15 protein-coding genes are annotated in these 15,680 nt (G+C 71.2%); 13 read left to right on the forward strand and 2 right to left on the reverse strand.

Going from position 1 to position 15,680, the window contains the following annotated elements:
- Positions 1-62: 62 nt before the first annotated feature.
- The 6 genes from xylA (at position 63) to MRBLWS13_RS15640 (ending at position 7,488) form a co-directional block, all read left to right on the forward strand.
- Positions 63-1,250, forward strand: a complete 1,188-nt coding sequence (gene xylA / locus MRBLWS13_RS15615; protein ID WP_349426248.1) for a xylose isomerase — start codon at positions 63-65, stop codon at positions 1,248-1,250.
- A gap of 114 nt (positions 1,251-1,364) precedes the next feature.
- Positions 1,365-2,669, forward strand: a complete 1,305-nt coding sequence (gene xylB, locus MRBLWS13_RS15620) for a xylulokinase (RefSeq protein WP_349426249.1) — start codon at positions 1,365-1,367, stop codon at positions 2,667-2,669.
- 122 nt (positions 2,670-2,791) lie between these two features.
- The gene (locus tag MRBLWS13_RS15625; RefSeq protein ID WP_349426250.1) at positions 2,792-4,417 is read left to right on the forward strand and encodes a LuxR C-terminal-related transcriptional regulator; all 1,626 of its coding nucleotides are present in this window, start codon (positions 2,792-2,794) and stop codon (positions 4,415-4,417) included.
- 174 nt (positions 4,418-4,591) lie between these two features.
- Positions 4,592-5,704 carry a methyltransferase domain-containing protein gene (locus MRBLWS13_RS15630; protein ID WP_349426251.1) on the forward strand — a complete coding sequence of 371 codons (1,113 nt, stop codon included), beginning with the start codon at positions 4,592-4,594 and terminating at the stop codon, positions 5,702-5,704.
- Between the two features lie 79 nt (positions 5,705-5,783).
- The gene (locus MRBLWS13_RS15635) at positions 5,784-6,629 is read left to right on the forward strand and encodes a transposase (protein WP_349426252.1); all 846 of its coding nucleotides are present in this window, start codon (positions 5,784-5,786) and stop codon (positions 6,627-6,629) included.
- Positions 6,630-6,702: 73 nt separating this feature from the next.
- Complete coding sequence (locus MRBLWS13_RS15640) at positions 6,703-7,488, forward strand: GTP pyrophosphokinase family protein (RefSeq protein WP_349426253.1); 786 nt, start codon at positions 6,703-6,705, stop codon at positions 7,486-7,488.
- Between the two features lie 27 nt (positions 7,489-7,515).
- On the opposite strand, the gene MRBLWS13_RS15645 is transcribed toward MRBLWS13_RS15640, so the two are convergent.
- Positions 7,516-8,106 carry a TetR/AcrR family transcriptional regulator gene (locus MRBLWS13_RS15645; protein WP_349426254.1) on the reverse strand — a complete coding sequence of 197 codons (591 nt, stop codon included), beginning with the start codon at positions 8,104-8,106 and terminating at the stop codon, positions 7,516-7,518.
- 65 nt (positions 8,107-8,171) lie between these two features.
- On the opposite strand from MRBLWS13_RS15645, the gene MRBLWS13_RS15650 reads away from it, so the two are divergent.
- The 4 genes from MRBLWS13_RS15650 (at position 8,172) to MRBLWS13_RS15665 (ending at position 11,951) form a co-directional block, all read left to right on the forward strand.
- Positions 8,172-9,347, forward strand: a complete 1,176-nt coding sequence (locus MRBLWS13_RS15650; RefSeq protein ID WP_349426255.1) for an ABC transporter permease — start codon at positions 8,172-8,174, stop codon at positions 9,345-9,347.
- A 45-nt stretch (positions 9,348-9,392) separates the two neighbouring features.
- Positions 9,393-10,592 carry a cation:proton antiporter gene (locus tag MRBLWS13_RS15655; protein ID WP_349426256.1) on the forward strand — a complete coding sequence of 400 codons (1,200 nt, stop codon included), beginning with the start codon at positions 9,393-9,395 and terminating at the stop codon, positions 10,590-10,592.
- Positions 10,589-11,074, forward strand: coding sequence for a glutaminase (locus MRBLWS13_RS15660; RefSeq protein ID WP_349426257.1), 486 nt, complete (start codon positions 10,589-10,591; stop codon positions 11,072-11,074). The genes MRBLWS13_RS15655 and MRBLWS13_RS15660 overlap by 4 nt, the downstream gene beginning before the upstream one ends.
- A gap of 76 nt (positions 11,075-11,150) precedes the next feature.
- Positions 11,151-11,951: a tryptophan-rich sensory protein gene (locus MRBLWS13_RS15665; protein ID WP_349426258.1), complete on the forward strand. Its 801-nt coding sequence runs from the start codon at positions 11,151-11,153 to the stop codon at positions 11,949-11,951.
- 1 nt (position 11,952) lies between these two features.
- On the opposite strand, the gene MRBLWS13_RS15670 is transcribed toward MRBLWS13_RS15665, so the two are convergent.
- Entirely contained in the window at positions 11,953-12,696 is a 744-nt protein-coding gene (locus MRBLWS13_RS15670) for a GMP synthase (protein ID WP_349426259.1), read from the reverse strand.
- Between the two features lie 124 nt (positions 12,697-12,820).
- Here MRBLWS13_RS15670 and MRBLWS13_RS15675 point away from each other — a divergent pair, with 124 nt between their 5' ends.
- The 3 genes from MRBLWS13_RS15675 to MRBLWS13_RS15685 all read left to right on the forward strand — a co-directional run bounded on the left by MRBLWS13_RS15675 (position 12,821) and on the right by MRBLWS13_RS15685 (position 15,679).
- Positions 12,821-13,438 (forward strand): sigma-70 family RNA polymerase sigma factor, encoded by a 618-nt coding sequence (locus MRBLWS13_RS15675; protein WP_349426260.1) that lies wholly within the window; start codon positions 12,821-12,823, stop codon positions 13,436-13,438.
- The gene (locus MRBLWS13_RS15680; protein WP_349426261.1) at positions 13,428-13,895 is read left to right on the forward strand and encodes a hypothetical protein; all 468 of its coding nucleotides are present in this window, start codon (positions 13,428-13,430) and stop codon (positions 13,893-13,895) included. The genes MRBLWS13_RS15675 and MRBLWS13_RS15680 overlap by 11 nt, the downstream gene beginning before the upstream one ends.
- 71 nt (positions 13,896-13,966) lie before the next feature.
- Complete coding sequence (locus MRBLWS13_RS15685) at positions 13,967-15,679, forward strand: S8/S53 family peptidase (RefSeq protein WP_349426262.1); 1,713 nt, start codon at positions 13,967-13,969, stop codon at positions 15,677-15,679.
- Position 15,680: the final 1 nt, after the last annotated feature.

The following is a 15,680-nucleotide window of genomic DNA, read 5'->3' on the forward strand; positions in this document are numbered from 1 at the left end:
GTGGACGCGGCATCGGTTCTGGTATAGGTTGTCGTCAGCAACATTTCTCGCAAAGGAGCGTCATGCCCACCCCTACCCGCGCCGACAAGTTCTCGTTCGGTCTCTGGACCATCGGCTACAACGGCACCGACCCCTTCGGCGGACCGACCCGCCCCGCGCTCGACGTCGTCCACGCCGTCGAGAAGCTCGCCGAGCTCGGTGCCTACGGCCTCACCTTCCATGACGACGACCTGTTCGCCTTCGGCTCGACGGATGCCGAGCGCCAGACCCAGATCGACCGCCTCAAGGGCGCACTCGCCGACACCGGCCTCATCGTGCCGATGGTGACGACCAACCTCTTCTCAGCCCCCGTCTTCAAGGACGGCGGGTTCACGTCGAACGACCGCCAGGTGCGCCGGTTCGCGCTGCGCAAGGTGTTCCGCCAGCTCGACCTCGGTGCCGAGCTGGGCGCCAAGACCTTCGTCATGTGGGGCGGCCGCGAGGGCGCCGAGTACGACTCGGCGAAGGACATCCGCGCGGCGCTCGAGCGCTACCGCGAGGCCGTGAACCTGCTCGGCGACTACGTCACCGACAAGGGCTACGACATCCGCTTCGCGATCGAGCCGAAGCCCAACGAGCCCCGCGGCGACATCCTGCTGCCGACGCTCGGGCACGCCATCGCGTTCATCGACTCGCTCGAGCGCCCCGAGCTCGTGGGCCTCAACCCCGAGGTCGGCCACGAGCAGATGGCGGGCCTGAACTTCGCCGCCGGCATCGCTCAGGCGCTGTACCACGGCAAACTCTTCCACATCGACCTCAACGGCCAGCGCGGCATCAAGTACGACCAGGACCTCGTGTTCGGCCACGGCGACCTGCACAACGCGTTCGCGCTCGTCGACCTGCTCGAGAACGGCGGCCCCGGCGGAGTCCCCGCCTACGACGGCCCGCGCCACTTCGACTACAAGCCGTCGCGCACCGAGGACGAGACGGGCGTCTGGGACTCGGCCGCCGCGAACATGCGCACCTACCTGCTGCTCAAGGAGCGCGCTGCGGCCTTCCGCGCCGACCCCGAGGTGCAGGAGGCGCTCGAGGCCGCCCGCGTCGCCGAGCTGTCGATTCCGACGCTCAACGAGGGCGAGTCGTACGACGACTTCCTCGCCGACCGCTCCGCGTACGAGGACTTCGACACCGACGTGTACCTCGGCGGCAAGGGCTTCGGCTTCGTCCGGCTGCAGCAGCTCGCGACCGAGCACCTGCTCGGCGCCCGCTGACGCACCCGGTTCCCTCTCCCTCCCTGTTCACTTGCGCTGAACGTACGCGAATCACGCGTCGCGACGTACATTCAGCGCAAGTGAACGGGGGAGAAGACGCGTGAAGGAGCGCAGATGACCCTCGTGATGGGCGTCGACTCGTCGACGCAGTCGTGCAAGATCGTGATCACGGATGCCGCGTCGGGCGCCGTCGTGCGGCAGGGGCGTGCGTCGCACCCCGACGGCACCTCGGTCGATCCCGAGGCGTGGTGGACGGCGCTGCAGGCGGCGATCGCGGATGCCGGAGGCGTGGACGACGTCGAGGCCTGGGCGGTCGGCGGCCAGCAGCACGGCATGGTCGCGGTCGATGCCGACGGGCGCGTGGTCCGCGACGCCCTGCTGTGGAACGACACCCGCTCGGCGCAGGCGGCGGCCGACCTCACGGCGGAGTTCGGCGCGGATGAGCTCGCGCGGCGGACCGGGCTCGTGCCGGTGGCATCCTTCACGATCACGAAGCTGCGGTGGCTGCGCGACCATGAGCCCGAGAACGCGGCTCGTGTCGCCGCCGTCGCCCTCCCGCACGACTGGCTCACCTGGCGCATGCGCGGCTTCGGCCCCGCGGGCGCGTCGCCACGGGGCCCGATCCTCGACGAGCTCGTCACCGACCGGTCGGACGCCTCGGGCACCGGCTACTGGGACCCTGCGACCGGCGGCTACGATCGCGAACTCCTGGTCGCGGCGCTCGGTCACGATGCGGTGCTACCGCGGGTGCTCGGTCCCGACGAATGGGTGACGGATGCCGACGGCCGCCGTGTCGGCGGCGGTGCCGGCGACAACGCGGGCGCGGCGCTCGGCCTCGCGGCGGGTCCCGGCGATGTGGTCGTCTCGATCGGCACGAGCGGAACGGTCTTCGCGGTGAGCGAGGAGCGCACGACCGACCCGACCGGCACGGTCGCCGGGTTCGCGGACTGCACCGGACGATTCCTGCCCCTGGTCGCGACGCTCAACGCCGCACGCGTGCTCGACGCGATCGCGCGCGTGCTCGGCGTCGACCACGCGGAGCTCTCGCGCCTGGCCCTCGCCGCCCAGCCGGGCGCCGCGGGCCTGCAGCTGGTGCCGTACTTCGAGGGCGAGCGCACGCCGAACCTGCCCGACGCGACGGCATCGCTCACCGGCATGACTCTCGCCTCGACGACCCGCGAGAACCTCGCCCGTGCCGCGGTCGAGGGCATGCTGTCGGGGCTCGCCGCCGGACTCGCGGCGCTGCGCGGCCTGGGCGTTCCGCTGGAGCGCGCTCTGCTCGTCGGCGGGGGCGCCCAGTCGGCGGCCGTGCGTGAGATCGCGCCGCTGGTGCTGGGGCTTCCCGTCGAGGTGCCCGAGCCGGGGGAGTACGTCGCCCTCGGCGCCGCGCGGCAGGCGGCATCCGTCCTCTCCGCCTGATCGCCGGGGACCTCCGGTCGTACGGCGCGAGCGCCCTCATCCTCTGCAATGGGTCGAGGGTCGCGCGCCCGGGCCTGCGTCCGCACCGGGCGGTGGCGGCGGTGCGGCGGTACCATTCCCGCATGGCGGACACGATCGCCGAGCTCGAACGGGCTCGGGCGGCATATCGGTCCGGTGACTGGGAGACGGCACGGGACGGCTTCGCGGCGGCCCGGGATGGGGAGGCGGCCACCGGCGACGACGTCCGCGCGCTCGCGTCGTGCGAGTGGTGGCTCGGTCGCCAGGAGGCGGGCCTGGAGCACCTCGAGTCCGCCTTCCGGATGCTCACGCGCGACGGCGCCGAGATGGCCGCGGCCGAAACGGCTCTCGTCATCGCCTTGGCGCGACTCACGCGCGCCGAGCTGACCGTCGGCACCGCGTGGGCTCGGCGGGCCCATCGGATTCTCGCCGACCTCCCCGACGGGCGGGGCCACGCGTACGACGTCTACCTGGCCGCGAGCATGGATCTCGACGGCACCGGAGCCCTCTGGCCCGCGGAGAGCGTCTCGCGCATGCAGCAGCTGGCCGCCGAGCTGCAGCTTCCGGCGGTGTCGGCACTGAGCGCCGTCGTATCGGGGATGCACGCGATCCGCGCCGGACGCACCGCGGACGGCTTCGCCCAGCTCGACGAGGCGATGCTGTGCGTCGTGTCGGACGAGCTCGAGCCGGAGTGGGCGGGCGACGTGCTCTGCACGACGATCCACGTCTGCCATGAGCTCGCCGACTTCCGCCGCATGGCCGACTGGACGCGCGCCGCCGAGGCATGGTGCGCGGCGCGCGGCGCGCATGTCGTGTACGCGGGCGTCTGCCGCGTCCACCGGCTCGAACTGCAGTCGGCGAGCGGGGAGTGGGATGCCGCCGAGGCGGCGCTGGAGCGGGCATGCGACGATCTCGGATCCGACCATCCGTGGGTCGCGGGCGAGGGCTGGCACCAGCTGGGCGAGATCCGCCGGCTGCGCGGTGACGCGGCGGGGGCGCGCGCCGCGTACGGCCAGGCGCGATCGGCGGGCGTCGATCCCGTCCCCGGTGAGGCCCTGCTGGTGCTCGCAGAAGGCGAGCCGGCGCGCGCCGCGGCGATGATCACGACGTCGCTCGAGCAGCGCGACCGCATGGGGCGTGCGCGGTTGCTGCGTCCGGGTGTCGAGATCGCGCTCGCCACCGGGCGGCCGGAATGGGCGCGGCAGCTGCTCGACGAGCTCGAGGCCGACGCCAGCGTCTTCGGCAGCGACGGATTCCGGGCCTGGGCCGCGCATGCCGGCGGTATGGCGATGCTCCACGCCGGGGATGCCGACGGCGCGATCAGCCGGCTGCACGCCGCCCTCGAGCTCTTCCGGCGGCTGCGGCAGCCGTGGGAGCAGGCGAACGTGCTGTACTGGCTCGCCTCCGCGCAGGAGCAGCGCGGTGATGCGGCGCTCGCCGGGCAGCTGCGCGACCAGGCGGGCGTTATCTTCGAGCGTCTCGGCGCGCCGCCGGTGGTCGTCCGCTCCGGCTCGGTTCCGGTCGACGGCGGTCCTCTGACGGCGCGGGAGCGCGAGATCGTCGAGCTCGTCGCGCAGGGCAAGGCGAATCGGCAGATCGCGGACGAACTCTACATCAGCGAGAAGACCGTGAGCCGGCACCTCGCCAACATCTACATCAAGCTCGAGGTGGGCTCGCGCACGGCGGCGGCGGCGTGGTGGCACGAGCAGACCAGCCGCCGCGGGCGCTGATCCGTCGTCGGTCCCGCTGATCGCCGCCGCGGCACCGCGTCGGAGCGCAGCAACGTGCACCGAATGGTGCAGAGCGCGCGGGCGAGGTTGCGTGGTTCGCCCGACGCGCCGACGACCGTGCGCTCCGTAGCGTCGTGTCCAGACATCCGAAGGACATTCACGAAGGAGACGACGATGTCCACCACGACGATCACCGAAACAGCTCCGGACGCGACGGCCGAGTTCGCCGACCGGCTCATGGGCGCGACGCTCGGCTGGTTCGACATCATGGCCATCCACCTGGGCTCCCAGCTCGGGTGGTACGCCGAGCTGTCGCGCAGCGGCGGACTCACCGCGAGTGAGCTCGCCGCGCGGACGGGCTGCGACGCGCGCTACGCCCGGGAGTGGCTCGAGCAGCAGGCCGCGAGCGGCGTTCTGCTGTCCGAAGAAGCGCCGTCGCGGGAAGGCTCTGGCGGGAGCCTCGCCGACTCCCGGCGCTTCCTCCTCGCGCCCGGCGTGGGCGAGGTCCTGCTGGACCGCGACAGCCTGTCGTACCTCGAACCCCTCGCACGCATGGCGGCGGCCGTCTCCGGACAGCTGGACGCTCTGCTGGAGGCGTACCGGACGGGCGGCGGGGTGAGCTGGGAGCAGCTCGGCGCGCACGCCCGTGAGGCCCAGGCGGACATGAACCGCCCGTGGTTCGACCGGTTGCCGTCCGTCTTCGCGGGGATCGATCGGCTCGACGACGTGCTGCGGCGTCCGCGGGCTCGCATCGCCGATCTCGGCGCCGGCGGAGGCTGGTCGTCGATCGCGCTCGCGAAGGTCTATCCGCAGCTGCGCGTGGTCGGGTTCGACATCGACGATGCGTCGGTCGAGATGGCGCGGCGGAACGCCGTCGAGGCCGGGGTCGCCGACCGCGTCGAGTTCCTGCTCTCCGACGCCGCACTCGTCGCCGCGCAGGGCCGCTTCGACGCCGTGTTCGCGTTCGAGTGCCTGCATGACATGCCCCACCCCGTGGCGGTCCTCGCCGCCGCGCGGGAGGCTGTGCGAGACGACGGCGTCGTGGTGATCATGGACGAGGCGACCGAGGAGCGCTTCACCCCCGACGCGAGCGAGCTCGAGCGGCTGCTGTACGGCTTCAGTCTCTTCGTTTGCCTGCCCGATGGCAGGTCGCATCGCCCGAGCGCCGCCACGGGCACCGTGATGCGTCCCGCCACGCTGCGCGGGTATGCGCACGCGGCGGGCTGGAGCGACATCCGCGTGCTCGTCCCCGAGTTCGGGCTCTGGCGCTTCTACGAGATCGTCTGACGCGGGAGAGCAGGCCTCCGCGCGTCGAGTACGTGCGGAGGTCTGGTCTTCGGCGGTTTCCGAACGCAAGAATGGGCGGATGCCGGAGGCCGACGCAGACGCAGAGCTGGACGCCGTAGCAGCTGAGCTCTACGCCCTGCCGCCGTCGGAGTTCACGGCCAGCCGCAATGCGCGCGCCGGCATGGCTGCCGGAGCCGTCGCCAAGCGGATCAAGGCGCTGCGCAAGCCGACCGTCGCGGCGTGGGCCGTCAACCTGCTCGCCCGCGAGGGGCAGCTGGCCGACGCGATCGACCTGTCGGCGGCGCTTCGCGAGGCGCAGGACGACCTCGACGGCGCCGAGCTGGCGCGCCTGGGCAAGCAGCGGCGCCAGCTCGTCGCCGCGCTCGCGAAGCAGGCGGTGGGCCTCGCCGAGAACGCCGGTGGCACGCTGAGCGCCGCCGCGCGTGAGGACGTCGAGAAGACCATCAATGCGGCGGTGATGGATGCCGCAGCCGCCGCTGCCGTCCTGACGGGCCGTCTCATCACACCGCTGGAGGCCGGTGACATCGAGCCCGACACGATCGCCGACGCGGTGGGCGGGTCGGTGCCCGGCGTCGTCACGCCGCCGCCGCGCGACGACCTCGCGGAGCGCCGCGCCCGCAAGGCCGCGGAGAAGGCCGCGCGAGAGGCGGAACGCCTGGCGAACGAGGCGGAGCGCGAACTCGCCCGGGTCGATGCCCGCCGCGCGAAGGCGCAGGAGCGCGTCGACCACGTGCGCGAGCGCATCGACGACCTGCGCCGCGACCTCGCCGCGCTCGAGAAGGACGAGCAGAGCGCCGCCGAGAAGCTCGACGCCGTCGAGCGCGAGCACGCCGACGCGGCGGCGAAGGCGCGCGATGCGGCGAAGGAGTCCGAGCGCGCGCAGCGCGCCCTCGACGACGAGTGAGGTCCTGCGGCGCCGAGGCGCGGCATCCGTCTTTCACAGGACTCTCGTAGGACCGCCGCCTAGCGTGAATCGCATGGCGACTCCCGCACCTCTGGTGCCCGCGACGGCGTCCGACGACGGTGAGATCACGGTCTCCCCGAGCGAGCTCAGGGAGCTGCGCGACGAACTGCAGCGTTTCATGATGGAGTACCGCTTCGGGCTGCAGGAGGTCGAGACGAAGATCGGGATCCTGCGCGACGAGTTCCTGCTGACGCACGACTACAACCCGATCGAGCACGTCTCGAGTCGCGTGAAGTCGCCCGACAGCCTCGTCGAGAAGGTGCAGCGCAAGGGCATCGACGGCGACTTCGCGTCGATCCGGCGGCGCATCACCGACATCGCGGGCATCCGCATCACGTGCAGCTTCACCGCCGACGTGTATCGTCTCTTCGACCTGCTGACCGCTCAGGACGACGTGCGGGTGCTGCAGGTCAAGGACTACATCGCCTCGCCCAAGTCCAACGGCTACAAGAGCCTGCACGCGATCCTCGAGGTGCCGGTCTTCCTCTCGACCGGGCGCATCGAGGTGCCGGTCGAGGTGCAGTTCCGCACCATCGCGATGGACTTCTGGGCGAGCCTCGAGCACAAGATCTACTACAAGTACGCCACGCGCGTGCCCGATGAGCTGCTGGCGAGCCTCAAGGACGCCGCCGACACTGCCGCCGAGCTCGACGCTCGCATGGAGCGCCTGCACCGGCAGATCCGCGGCGGCAGCGCCGGGCAGACGGCACCGCTGGCCGTCCGCGAGATCACCGAGCGCATCGCTCCCGCGCCGGCGCCCGCGGCCCCGCACGGCGACGACGAGGTCCGCCCGGTCTGACACCGGTCGACGGACCGGCGGGCGAGGTCAGCTCGCGAGGACGGCGCCGGCGCTGGTGAGGTAGTCGTCGACGGCGCGCGCGCCGAACACCGCGGTGTTCGCGATGTATCCCTGCGCCAGGGCCGCGATCGACCGCGCGGTGTCGGCGGCCAGGGTCTCGGCATCCGCCTCGTCCGTCGTCTGCGTACGCGCCCATGGCCCGATGGCGAGTGAGAGCGACGCACGGAGGCGCCCGGCGGTGCGGAGCATCTCTTCGTGCAGTCCGGGCTCCACCATCGCCTCGCCCCAGAACTGGAGCACGAGCGGGGTTGACAGCCCGGCCTCGCTGAAGGTCGACAGCATGCCGCGCAGCGCCTGGCGCGGCGTGACCATCTCGCCGCGAGCGCCGGCCGCCTCCAGGGCGTCTATGCGAGGCAGCAGGAAGCGCCCCACGACGTAGCGGGCGAGTTCGGCTTTGTTGGAGAAGTGCGAGTAGATCGCCCCGGTCGACAGACCCGACTCTTCGACGATGTCGGCGATGGAGGTGTCGCGCACGCCGTTGCGCTCGAGGACCCGCAGGGCGGCACGTGCGATCTCGTCACGGCGGGCTTCGCGGTACGCGTCCGAGACTCTGGGCATGGAAACAGAATAGCGATTCTGTTATGGTTGCAAACAGAACAGCTATTCTCTTTAAGGAGGTCGCGATGTCCCTTCACCGCGAGAGCCGGGACACCCCGGCGCGCCCCACCCGCTGGCCCGTCGCTGCGGCGTTCGGGCTCCTCGGATCCGTCATCGTCGCCGTCATCGTGATGGCCTTCGTCTGGCCGGCCGCCACATCGCAGCCGCAGAACCTGCCCGTCGGCATCTCCGGACCGACCGAGGCCGTGAGTGCCGTCGAAGACAAGCTCGCCGAGCAGGACCCTGCGCCCTTCGACCTCAGCGAGGTCGACTCCCGCGACGACGCCGTGGCTCAGATCGAATCCCGCGAGCTCTACGGCGCCATCCTGCTCGGCGACGGGCCCGAGGTGCTGATCGCGACCGCTGCGAGCCCCGTCGCCGCACAAGCGCTGCGCGGTGTGGCGACGCAGCTGCAGTCGCAGATCGACACCGCGGCCAAGACGGCGCTCACCGATCAACTGCAGGCGATCGTCGGCGCACTGCAATCCGGCCAGCGGCCGCAGCTGCCCGAGGGCGCTGCGGGCGCACCGCCCGAGATCCCGACCGTGACCGTCACCGACGTCGTCCCTCTCGCCGAGGGCGACAGCACGGGCGCGGGTCTCGCGGCCTCCGTCTTCCCGCTCGTGCTGGGCGGCATGCTGGGCGGCATCCTGCTGACGCTGCTTGTGCAGGGCGTCGTGCGGCGCCTCATCGGGCTCGTCGTCTTCGGTGTTGCCGCGGGGGCGCTGATCACGCTCGTGATGCAGACCTGGTTCGGGATGCTGACCGGCGACTGGCTGCTGAACGCCACCGTCATCGGGCTCGGCGTGAGCGCCACGTCGGCGCTCATCATCGGCCTCGCGGCGCTGATGGGTCCTCCCGGCATCGCTGTCGGCGCAATCATCACGATGTTCATCGCCAACCCGATCGCCGGCGCCGCGATGCCACCGCAGTTCCTGCCCGAGCCGTGGGGTGCGGTCGGCCAGTTCTTCGTGCCGGGCGCGTCGGCGACGCTGCTGCGGTCGGTGATGTACTTCCCGGATGCCGCCACCGCGGCGCAGTGGATCATCCTGGGCGCCTGGCTCGTGGGCGGTGTCGTGCTCGCGCTCATCGGACACCAGCGCACGCGCGCCGAGCTCACGCCGCCCGAGCGTCAGCTCGAGCCCGCGGAGCCGGCGACCTCGGCGGCGCCGCTCGAACCCGCCGAGCCGCTCGTGCGCTGACCCGTCGCTCGTATCCGAGCGCCTCGCGCTGGCTAGTCTGTTCGCGTGGACGACCTCGAACCGACACTGCTGGTGATCCCGATCCTGGCGGTCCTCGCGCCGCTGCTGGCGCGGGGGATCGGTCGGTGGATGCGCGTCCCCGTGGTGGTGTTCGAGCTCCTGCTCGGCATCCTGGTCGGCCCTGCCGTTCTCGGGTGGGCGGTGCCGAGCGAGTTCGTCGACGCGCTGTCGGAGTTCGGGCTCGCGATGCTCTTCTTCGTCGCGGGCACCGAGATCGAATTCGGCTCCTTCCGCGGCCGCCTGGGCCGCCGCGCCTCCCTCGGGTGGCTCATCAGCCTCGCCGCCGGCATCGCCGCGGGCTTCCTGCTCGCGTCCGGGGAGGCGGCGATCGTGATCGGCGTCGCGCTGTGCTCGACGGCGCTCGGAACCCTCCTGCCCATCCTCCGCGACGCCGGCGAGCTGCCCACGCCGTTCGGCAAGGCCGTAGCCGCCATCGGCGCGGTCGGCGAGTTCGGCCCGCTCATCGCGATCTCGATCTTCCTCGGCGGCCGCGAGCCCGGCCTGTCCACCGTCGTGCTCGCCGTCTTCGCCGGGTTCGCGGCACTCGCCATCTGGCTCGCTTTCAGAGTGCCGCGGGGCGCGATGCACGCGTTCGTGAGCTCCACCCTGCACACGTCCGGGCAGTTCGCGATCCGAGTGGTCTTCGTCATCCTCGCGGCGCTCGTCGCGCTCAGCATCGTCCTCGACCTCGACATGCTGCTCGGCGCCTTCACCGCCGGCATCATCTGGCGCCTCCTCATGCGCGATGCGTCCGAACCCGACCGCGAGGCGGTCGAGAGCAAGATCGAGGGCGTCGCGTTCGGCTTCCTCGTGCCGATCTTCTTCATCTACACGGGTGTCACCTTCGACCTCGAGGCGCTCCTCGAGGAGCCGGCCACGTTCCTGCTGGTCCCGGTCGTACTCGTGGCGCTGCTGCTGGTGCGTGGGCTGCCGTCGACCCTCGCCGCACCCGAAGGATCGTCACGGCGCGATCGGCTGTCCATCGCGCTGCTCGGCGCCACCGGGCTGCCCATCATCGTCGCGGTCACGCAGATCGGCGTCGACGAGGACATCCTGACGACCTCGCACCAGACCGTGCTCGTCGCCGGCGGCATGCTGTCGGTTCTCCTGTTCCCCCTCATCGGCATGGCGCTGCGCGGCGAGCGGCTGAAGGCCACGCCGGCTCTCGAGGACGACATGGCGTGAGCGCCCTCGAGCTCTTCAACGCCGCCCGCGCGCGGCTCGCCGAGGCGCCGCGCGAAGCGCTCGGCGAGCTCGTCGTGCCGCGGCGCATCCTCGGGGTCGCGCGCGCCCCCCGCGTCGAGCGCTGGGGTGCCGCGTGGCATTTGGGCGTGCTGCTGCTGACCGACGACGGCGTGCTCGCGACGGGAGACATCGTCCGCGCCCGGCAGGAGGCCCGGCGCGGCTATACCGCCGAGTCCCAGCGGCAGCGCGCCGAGCTCGCCGCCGCCGCTCGCCGCGGCGGGTTCGCGGAGGGCGAGACCGTGCACATCGGATGGCGGATGCTGCAGCCCGACCTCGTCGATGCCGGCGGAGAGTCAGGCCCGCTCGTCGCGGCCGCCGGCGTCGCGCGCGTGCGGTGGAGTGCGGCAGGAGGACTCATGTCCTTGGAGGCGTATCTCGCCGAGCGGGTGGCCCTGCTGCTCGAACCTCCGGCCGGCGCGTGACGCCGGTCCGATATCGGCCGGACGACAGCCTGTCAATGCGCTCGCCCGAGGCGGGGGTTCGCCCTAGCGTGTGAGCATGGCCGCACGAGATCTCACACGACAGATCGTCGTCATCAGCGCGTTCTGCTTCATGATCGTCGCCGCGATGGTCGGCACCGGTCTGTTCGGCGGCACGCCGGTCCAGGACCTGCAGGACGGCGCACTCGATGAGGACGGCTCGTATCTCGCCCCCGCGAGCCCGGCGTTCTCGATCTGGTCGGTGATCTACATCGGCCTCTTCGCCTACACGATCTGGCAGGCGCTGCCGCGGCAGCGTGGCAGTGACCGACAGCGCGCGCTCGGCTGGCTCATCGCCGGAACCATGGCTCTCAACGGTCTGTGGCTGGTCACCGCCCAGTTCGGTTCGCTGGCACTCACCGTGCTGGCGATCATCGTGCTGCTGGCCCTCCTCGGCGTCACCTTCCACCGCACCGTCATCGAGCCGGCCGACGGCTGGGCGGACCGGCTGCTGGTCGACGGCGTCACCGGCCTGCACCTCGGGTGGGTGACGCTGGCGACCGTCGCGAACATCGCCGCGTGGCTGACGTCCATCGCGCCGCCGGAGTGGGAGGATGCCGCCGCGCTGTGGGGCGTCATCGTGCTCATCGTCGTGGGTGTGGTGGGGCTCGGCATCGAGGCGGCGAGCCGCTGGCGACTGGCGCCCGCGCTTGCCCTGGCGTGGGGGCTCAGCTGGCTCGCGGTGGGCCGCCTCACGGGCGAGCCCTCCAGCGTCGCGATCGGCTGGACGGCTGTGGTCGTCGCCGTCCTGATCCTCGCCGCCGGCGTCATCGGAACCATATTGCGCGAGGCGACGGCCATGCGAAACGCCGAGACCTGAGTCAGACCGACGAGAACCGGTCGGCGAAGGCGCGCAGCAGACGGGCAGGCTCCGTGACGGATGCCGCGAGCACACGTCCGGCGATGACTTCGTAGTCCGCGGAGTCGAAGTAGCCGTCGTCGCGGTACACGGCCATGCGCTCGGTGAACGCCTTGGTGGTCGGCTCGGGGTGGAACTGGGTCGCGTAGAGTCTGTCGCCCACGCGATACGCCTGGATGGGGCACCCGTCGTTCCGCGCCAGCAGGACCGCACCGGGCGGGAGCGACTCGGTGCCCTCCTTGTGCGCGGTGAGCGCGGTGAAGCGGTGTGCCAGGGCGCCGAACAGCGGGTCGGTCGCGGCACCCGCGGTGAGTTGCACGGCCACCGGCCCGGTGTCTTCGGGGAACGCGCGGCTGACGGTGCCGCCGAGTGTGCGCGTCGCGATGCCGATGCCGTAGCAGGTGAACAGCGACGCGGGCCCTGCGCCGTCGGCCGTGGCTTCGGCGATGCGCGCGAGGTCGGCCTCGAGGCGGCGCTGCGCGTCGGTCTTCGTCGACTCCGGGTCGGTGACGTTGAACGGGCTGCCGCCGATGAGAAAGCCCGCGTACCGCTCGAAGACGTCGTCGGGCAGCGGTTCGCGCACGAGGTCGTGACGTCCGAGTAGGCTCTCGTCGAGGCGCATCGCGGCCCGGAACGACTCGTACTCGGCGGCTGCCGCGCCCAGCTGCGGGCGCACGCAGACATAGAGCAGCGGCGCGGTCGTCATGCAGGAATTCTAGGTCTCCGGTCCGAGCACGCGCGAAAGCGGCGACATCCGCCGTCTTCGCCCGGTATTCGTGTATCAAACCCGCACTATCGCGCTCGGGCATGGTGTGGACAGAATGGGCGCTATGACGCAGGCCGGCGCCGAGCCATCCGTCGACTCCGCGGAGCCGGCGCGATGGGAGCGCGCCGCCGCACTCTTCGTGCGGTGGCGTGAAGGTGACAGCCGTGCGATGGACGAGCTCGTCCGCCTGATGACGCCGCCGCTGTGGCACGTCGTGCGGGCGTACGGAGTCGACCCTGCGCTGGCCCAGGACGTCGTGCAGACGACCTGGCTGACGCTCGTACGCCGTCACGAGACCATCAACGACCCGCTCGCGGTGTCGGGTTGGCTCACGATGTGCGCGCGCCGCGAGGCGTGGCGGGTCGGCAAGCAGCATCGGCGCGCCGATGCCACCGAGGCCGAGTCGCTCGAACCGCACCTTCCTGTCCACGAATCCGCCGAGCAGACCGCGGCGCAGGGCGACGAGAACCGTCGCCTCTGGACGGCGGTCGCCACGCTCAACGATCGATGCCAGCGCCTGCTGCGGATCGTCGCGTTCGAGGACCGCCCCGACTATGCCCGCATCGCAGAGGACCTCGCGATGCCCATCGGATCGATCGGACCGACCCGCCAGCGCTGCCTCGCAAAGCTTCGCGCCGTCCTCGAGGACGACGGATGGAGAGGTGACGACGATGGAAACTGAGGACTTCGCGGCCGACGCCGCGCTCTTCGCACGTATGCGCCGGATGTGGGAGGACGTGGATCCGGTGCCGGCCGAGCTGGTCGACCGGATGGTCGCCGCCGTCGCCGTCGAGGACCTGTCGCGCGAGTACGCGCTGCTGACGCTCGTCGAGGGGACCCTCGCCGCCGTCCGCGGCGAGACCGACACCGCGACGCTGCAGTTCAGCGACGGCACGACCAGCGTGCTGCTGCACGTGACCGCCACCGAGAGCGGCGATCGGCGTGTGGACGGATGGGTGGATGCCGCCGCACTCGCCATCCGGCTGGTGCAGGGCGACCGCGAATGGTCTGCGGAACCGGGCGAGCACGGACGGTTCGCCTTCGACGAGGTCACGCCAGGGGTGGCGCGACTCCGTCTCGTCGTGCGCGACGCCGACGGCGCGCTGCACGACTTCCAGACGCCTCAGTTCGAGGTCTGACAAGCAGTTCGAAGTACGAGAAACGGATGCCGCGGCCTGGGGGCCGCGGATCCGCTGTGTGAGGAGAAGACATGGTTGACGATGACCGCGAACGACCGTTGCGCCCGTGGCGTGAGCGTGAGGCAGCGGATGAGCCCAGGGGCGTGCCGCTTGAGCCCACCCGCGATCCGGTGCCCGGCATCCAGGCGTTCAGCACCGTCTACGCGCCCGGACACCTCATCATCACGGGTCGCACGGATGCCGCGATCGAGACTCTCACGGCAGCCGGAGCGGAACTCGGCTGGGAAGTGGCCGAGGAGGCCGTGAGCACACGCAGCGGAGCCGAGCTGACGCGCGCGCGCATCTTCCCAGCGCCGAAGGAAGGACGCGACGACGAGCCCGTCCCTCCGGTGGACGCGTGGCGCCTGCTGCAGCACGCGCGCGCGCTCGCGGTGCGGGGCGGCGAGCGGAGAGAGCAGTCGCTGGACGCGGCGAAGGCCTCCGCGCGCGGGATCTCGCGCGTTGCGGATCGGCGGCGCTTCGAACTGCCGACCGACCACCCGCTGCGGCAGGTCGGGCTCGACCATGTGCTGTCGATCGACCCCATCGGCATCAACCCGCACTCCAAGACGAACCCCCACTCCAAGACCAATCCGCATTCCAAGACGAATCCGCACTCCAAGACCAACCCGAGTGGAACGGGCGGATACTCCGACCCCGGCACCGGCGGCCTCGAGATGGTCTCGTACATCGGTCCCGAGCCCCGCCGGTCCGACGACCCTCCGAAGGACGCTCGTCGGCCGGTGGTCGCGATCGTCGACACCGGCTGCGGAAGCCACAAGTGGCTGCCGGGGGAGCCTGGCGAAGGCGTCGCAGCGTCCAGCAGGCCGATCGTGCGAAGGCGTGTGCCGACCGTCATCGGCACGACCATCCTGGGCGTCGAGAACCCGGCGACGGATCCTGAGGTCGACGGAGATCAGGCAGGTGCGTTGGACGGATACCTGGATGGCGGGGCAGGACACGGGACGTTCGTATCGGGCATCATCCGCCAGATCGCACCCGACGCCGATCTCATTTCGATACGGGTCGCCGACAGCAACGGAACCGTCCTCGAGAGCGAGTTGATCGAAGCGATCGAGGAACTGGCCGACTGGGTCGAGCATGACGGTGAAGGCGGGGACCGCCACATCGATGTGCTCAATCTGTCGCTGGGCTACTACCACGAGACCCCGGAGGACGGTCTGTACAGCACGCGCCTCTACAGCGCACTTCGGCGCTTGCGCGATCAGGGCTGCGCGGTGGTGTGCTCTGCCGGCAATGACGCGACCGATCGCCCCACCTTCCCCGCAGCGCTGTGGCCGTGGACCGGCGACACCGACCTGCGGATCGATGAGACGGAGGGCGAGCGAGCACGACATCTCGCGATCGGTGCGCTCAACCCCAACCTCCGATCCGTCGCGCTCTACAGCAATATCGGCCCATGGGTCACGGCCTACGCGCCCGGCACATCCGTGGTCAGTACCGTCCCGCCTTTGAACGGCGGCGTGCAAGCGGGCTCACGCGATGATCTCTACGGCCGCGTCCGGGAGACCATCGACCCCGACGACATGCGTGGCGGGTACGCAGTGTGGAGCGGCACGTCGTTCGCGGCCCCCTATGTCGCGGGGTTGATCGCCGCGCACCTCACTCCCGTGCTGATGGCCGGCGGTGCGGGTGGTGTCGCCGCCGTGGAGGCCGCGACGGGCAAGGCGATCCACGACCTCGAGGAATTGGACGGCTCGATCAAGGGTGGCAGCACAGCGTGAA

Source organism: Microbacterium sp. LWS13-1.2, assembly GCF_040144835.1.
In the GTDB taxonomy this organism is placed as follows: domain Bacteria; phylum Actinomycetota; class Actinomycetes; order Actinomycetales; family Microbacteriaceae; genus Microbacterium.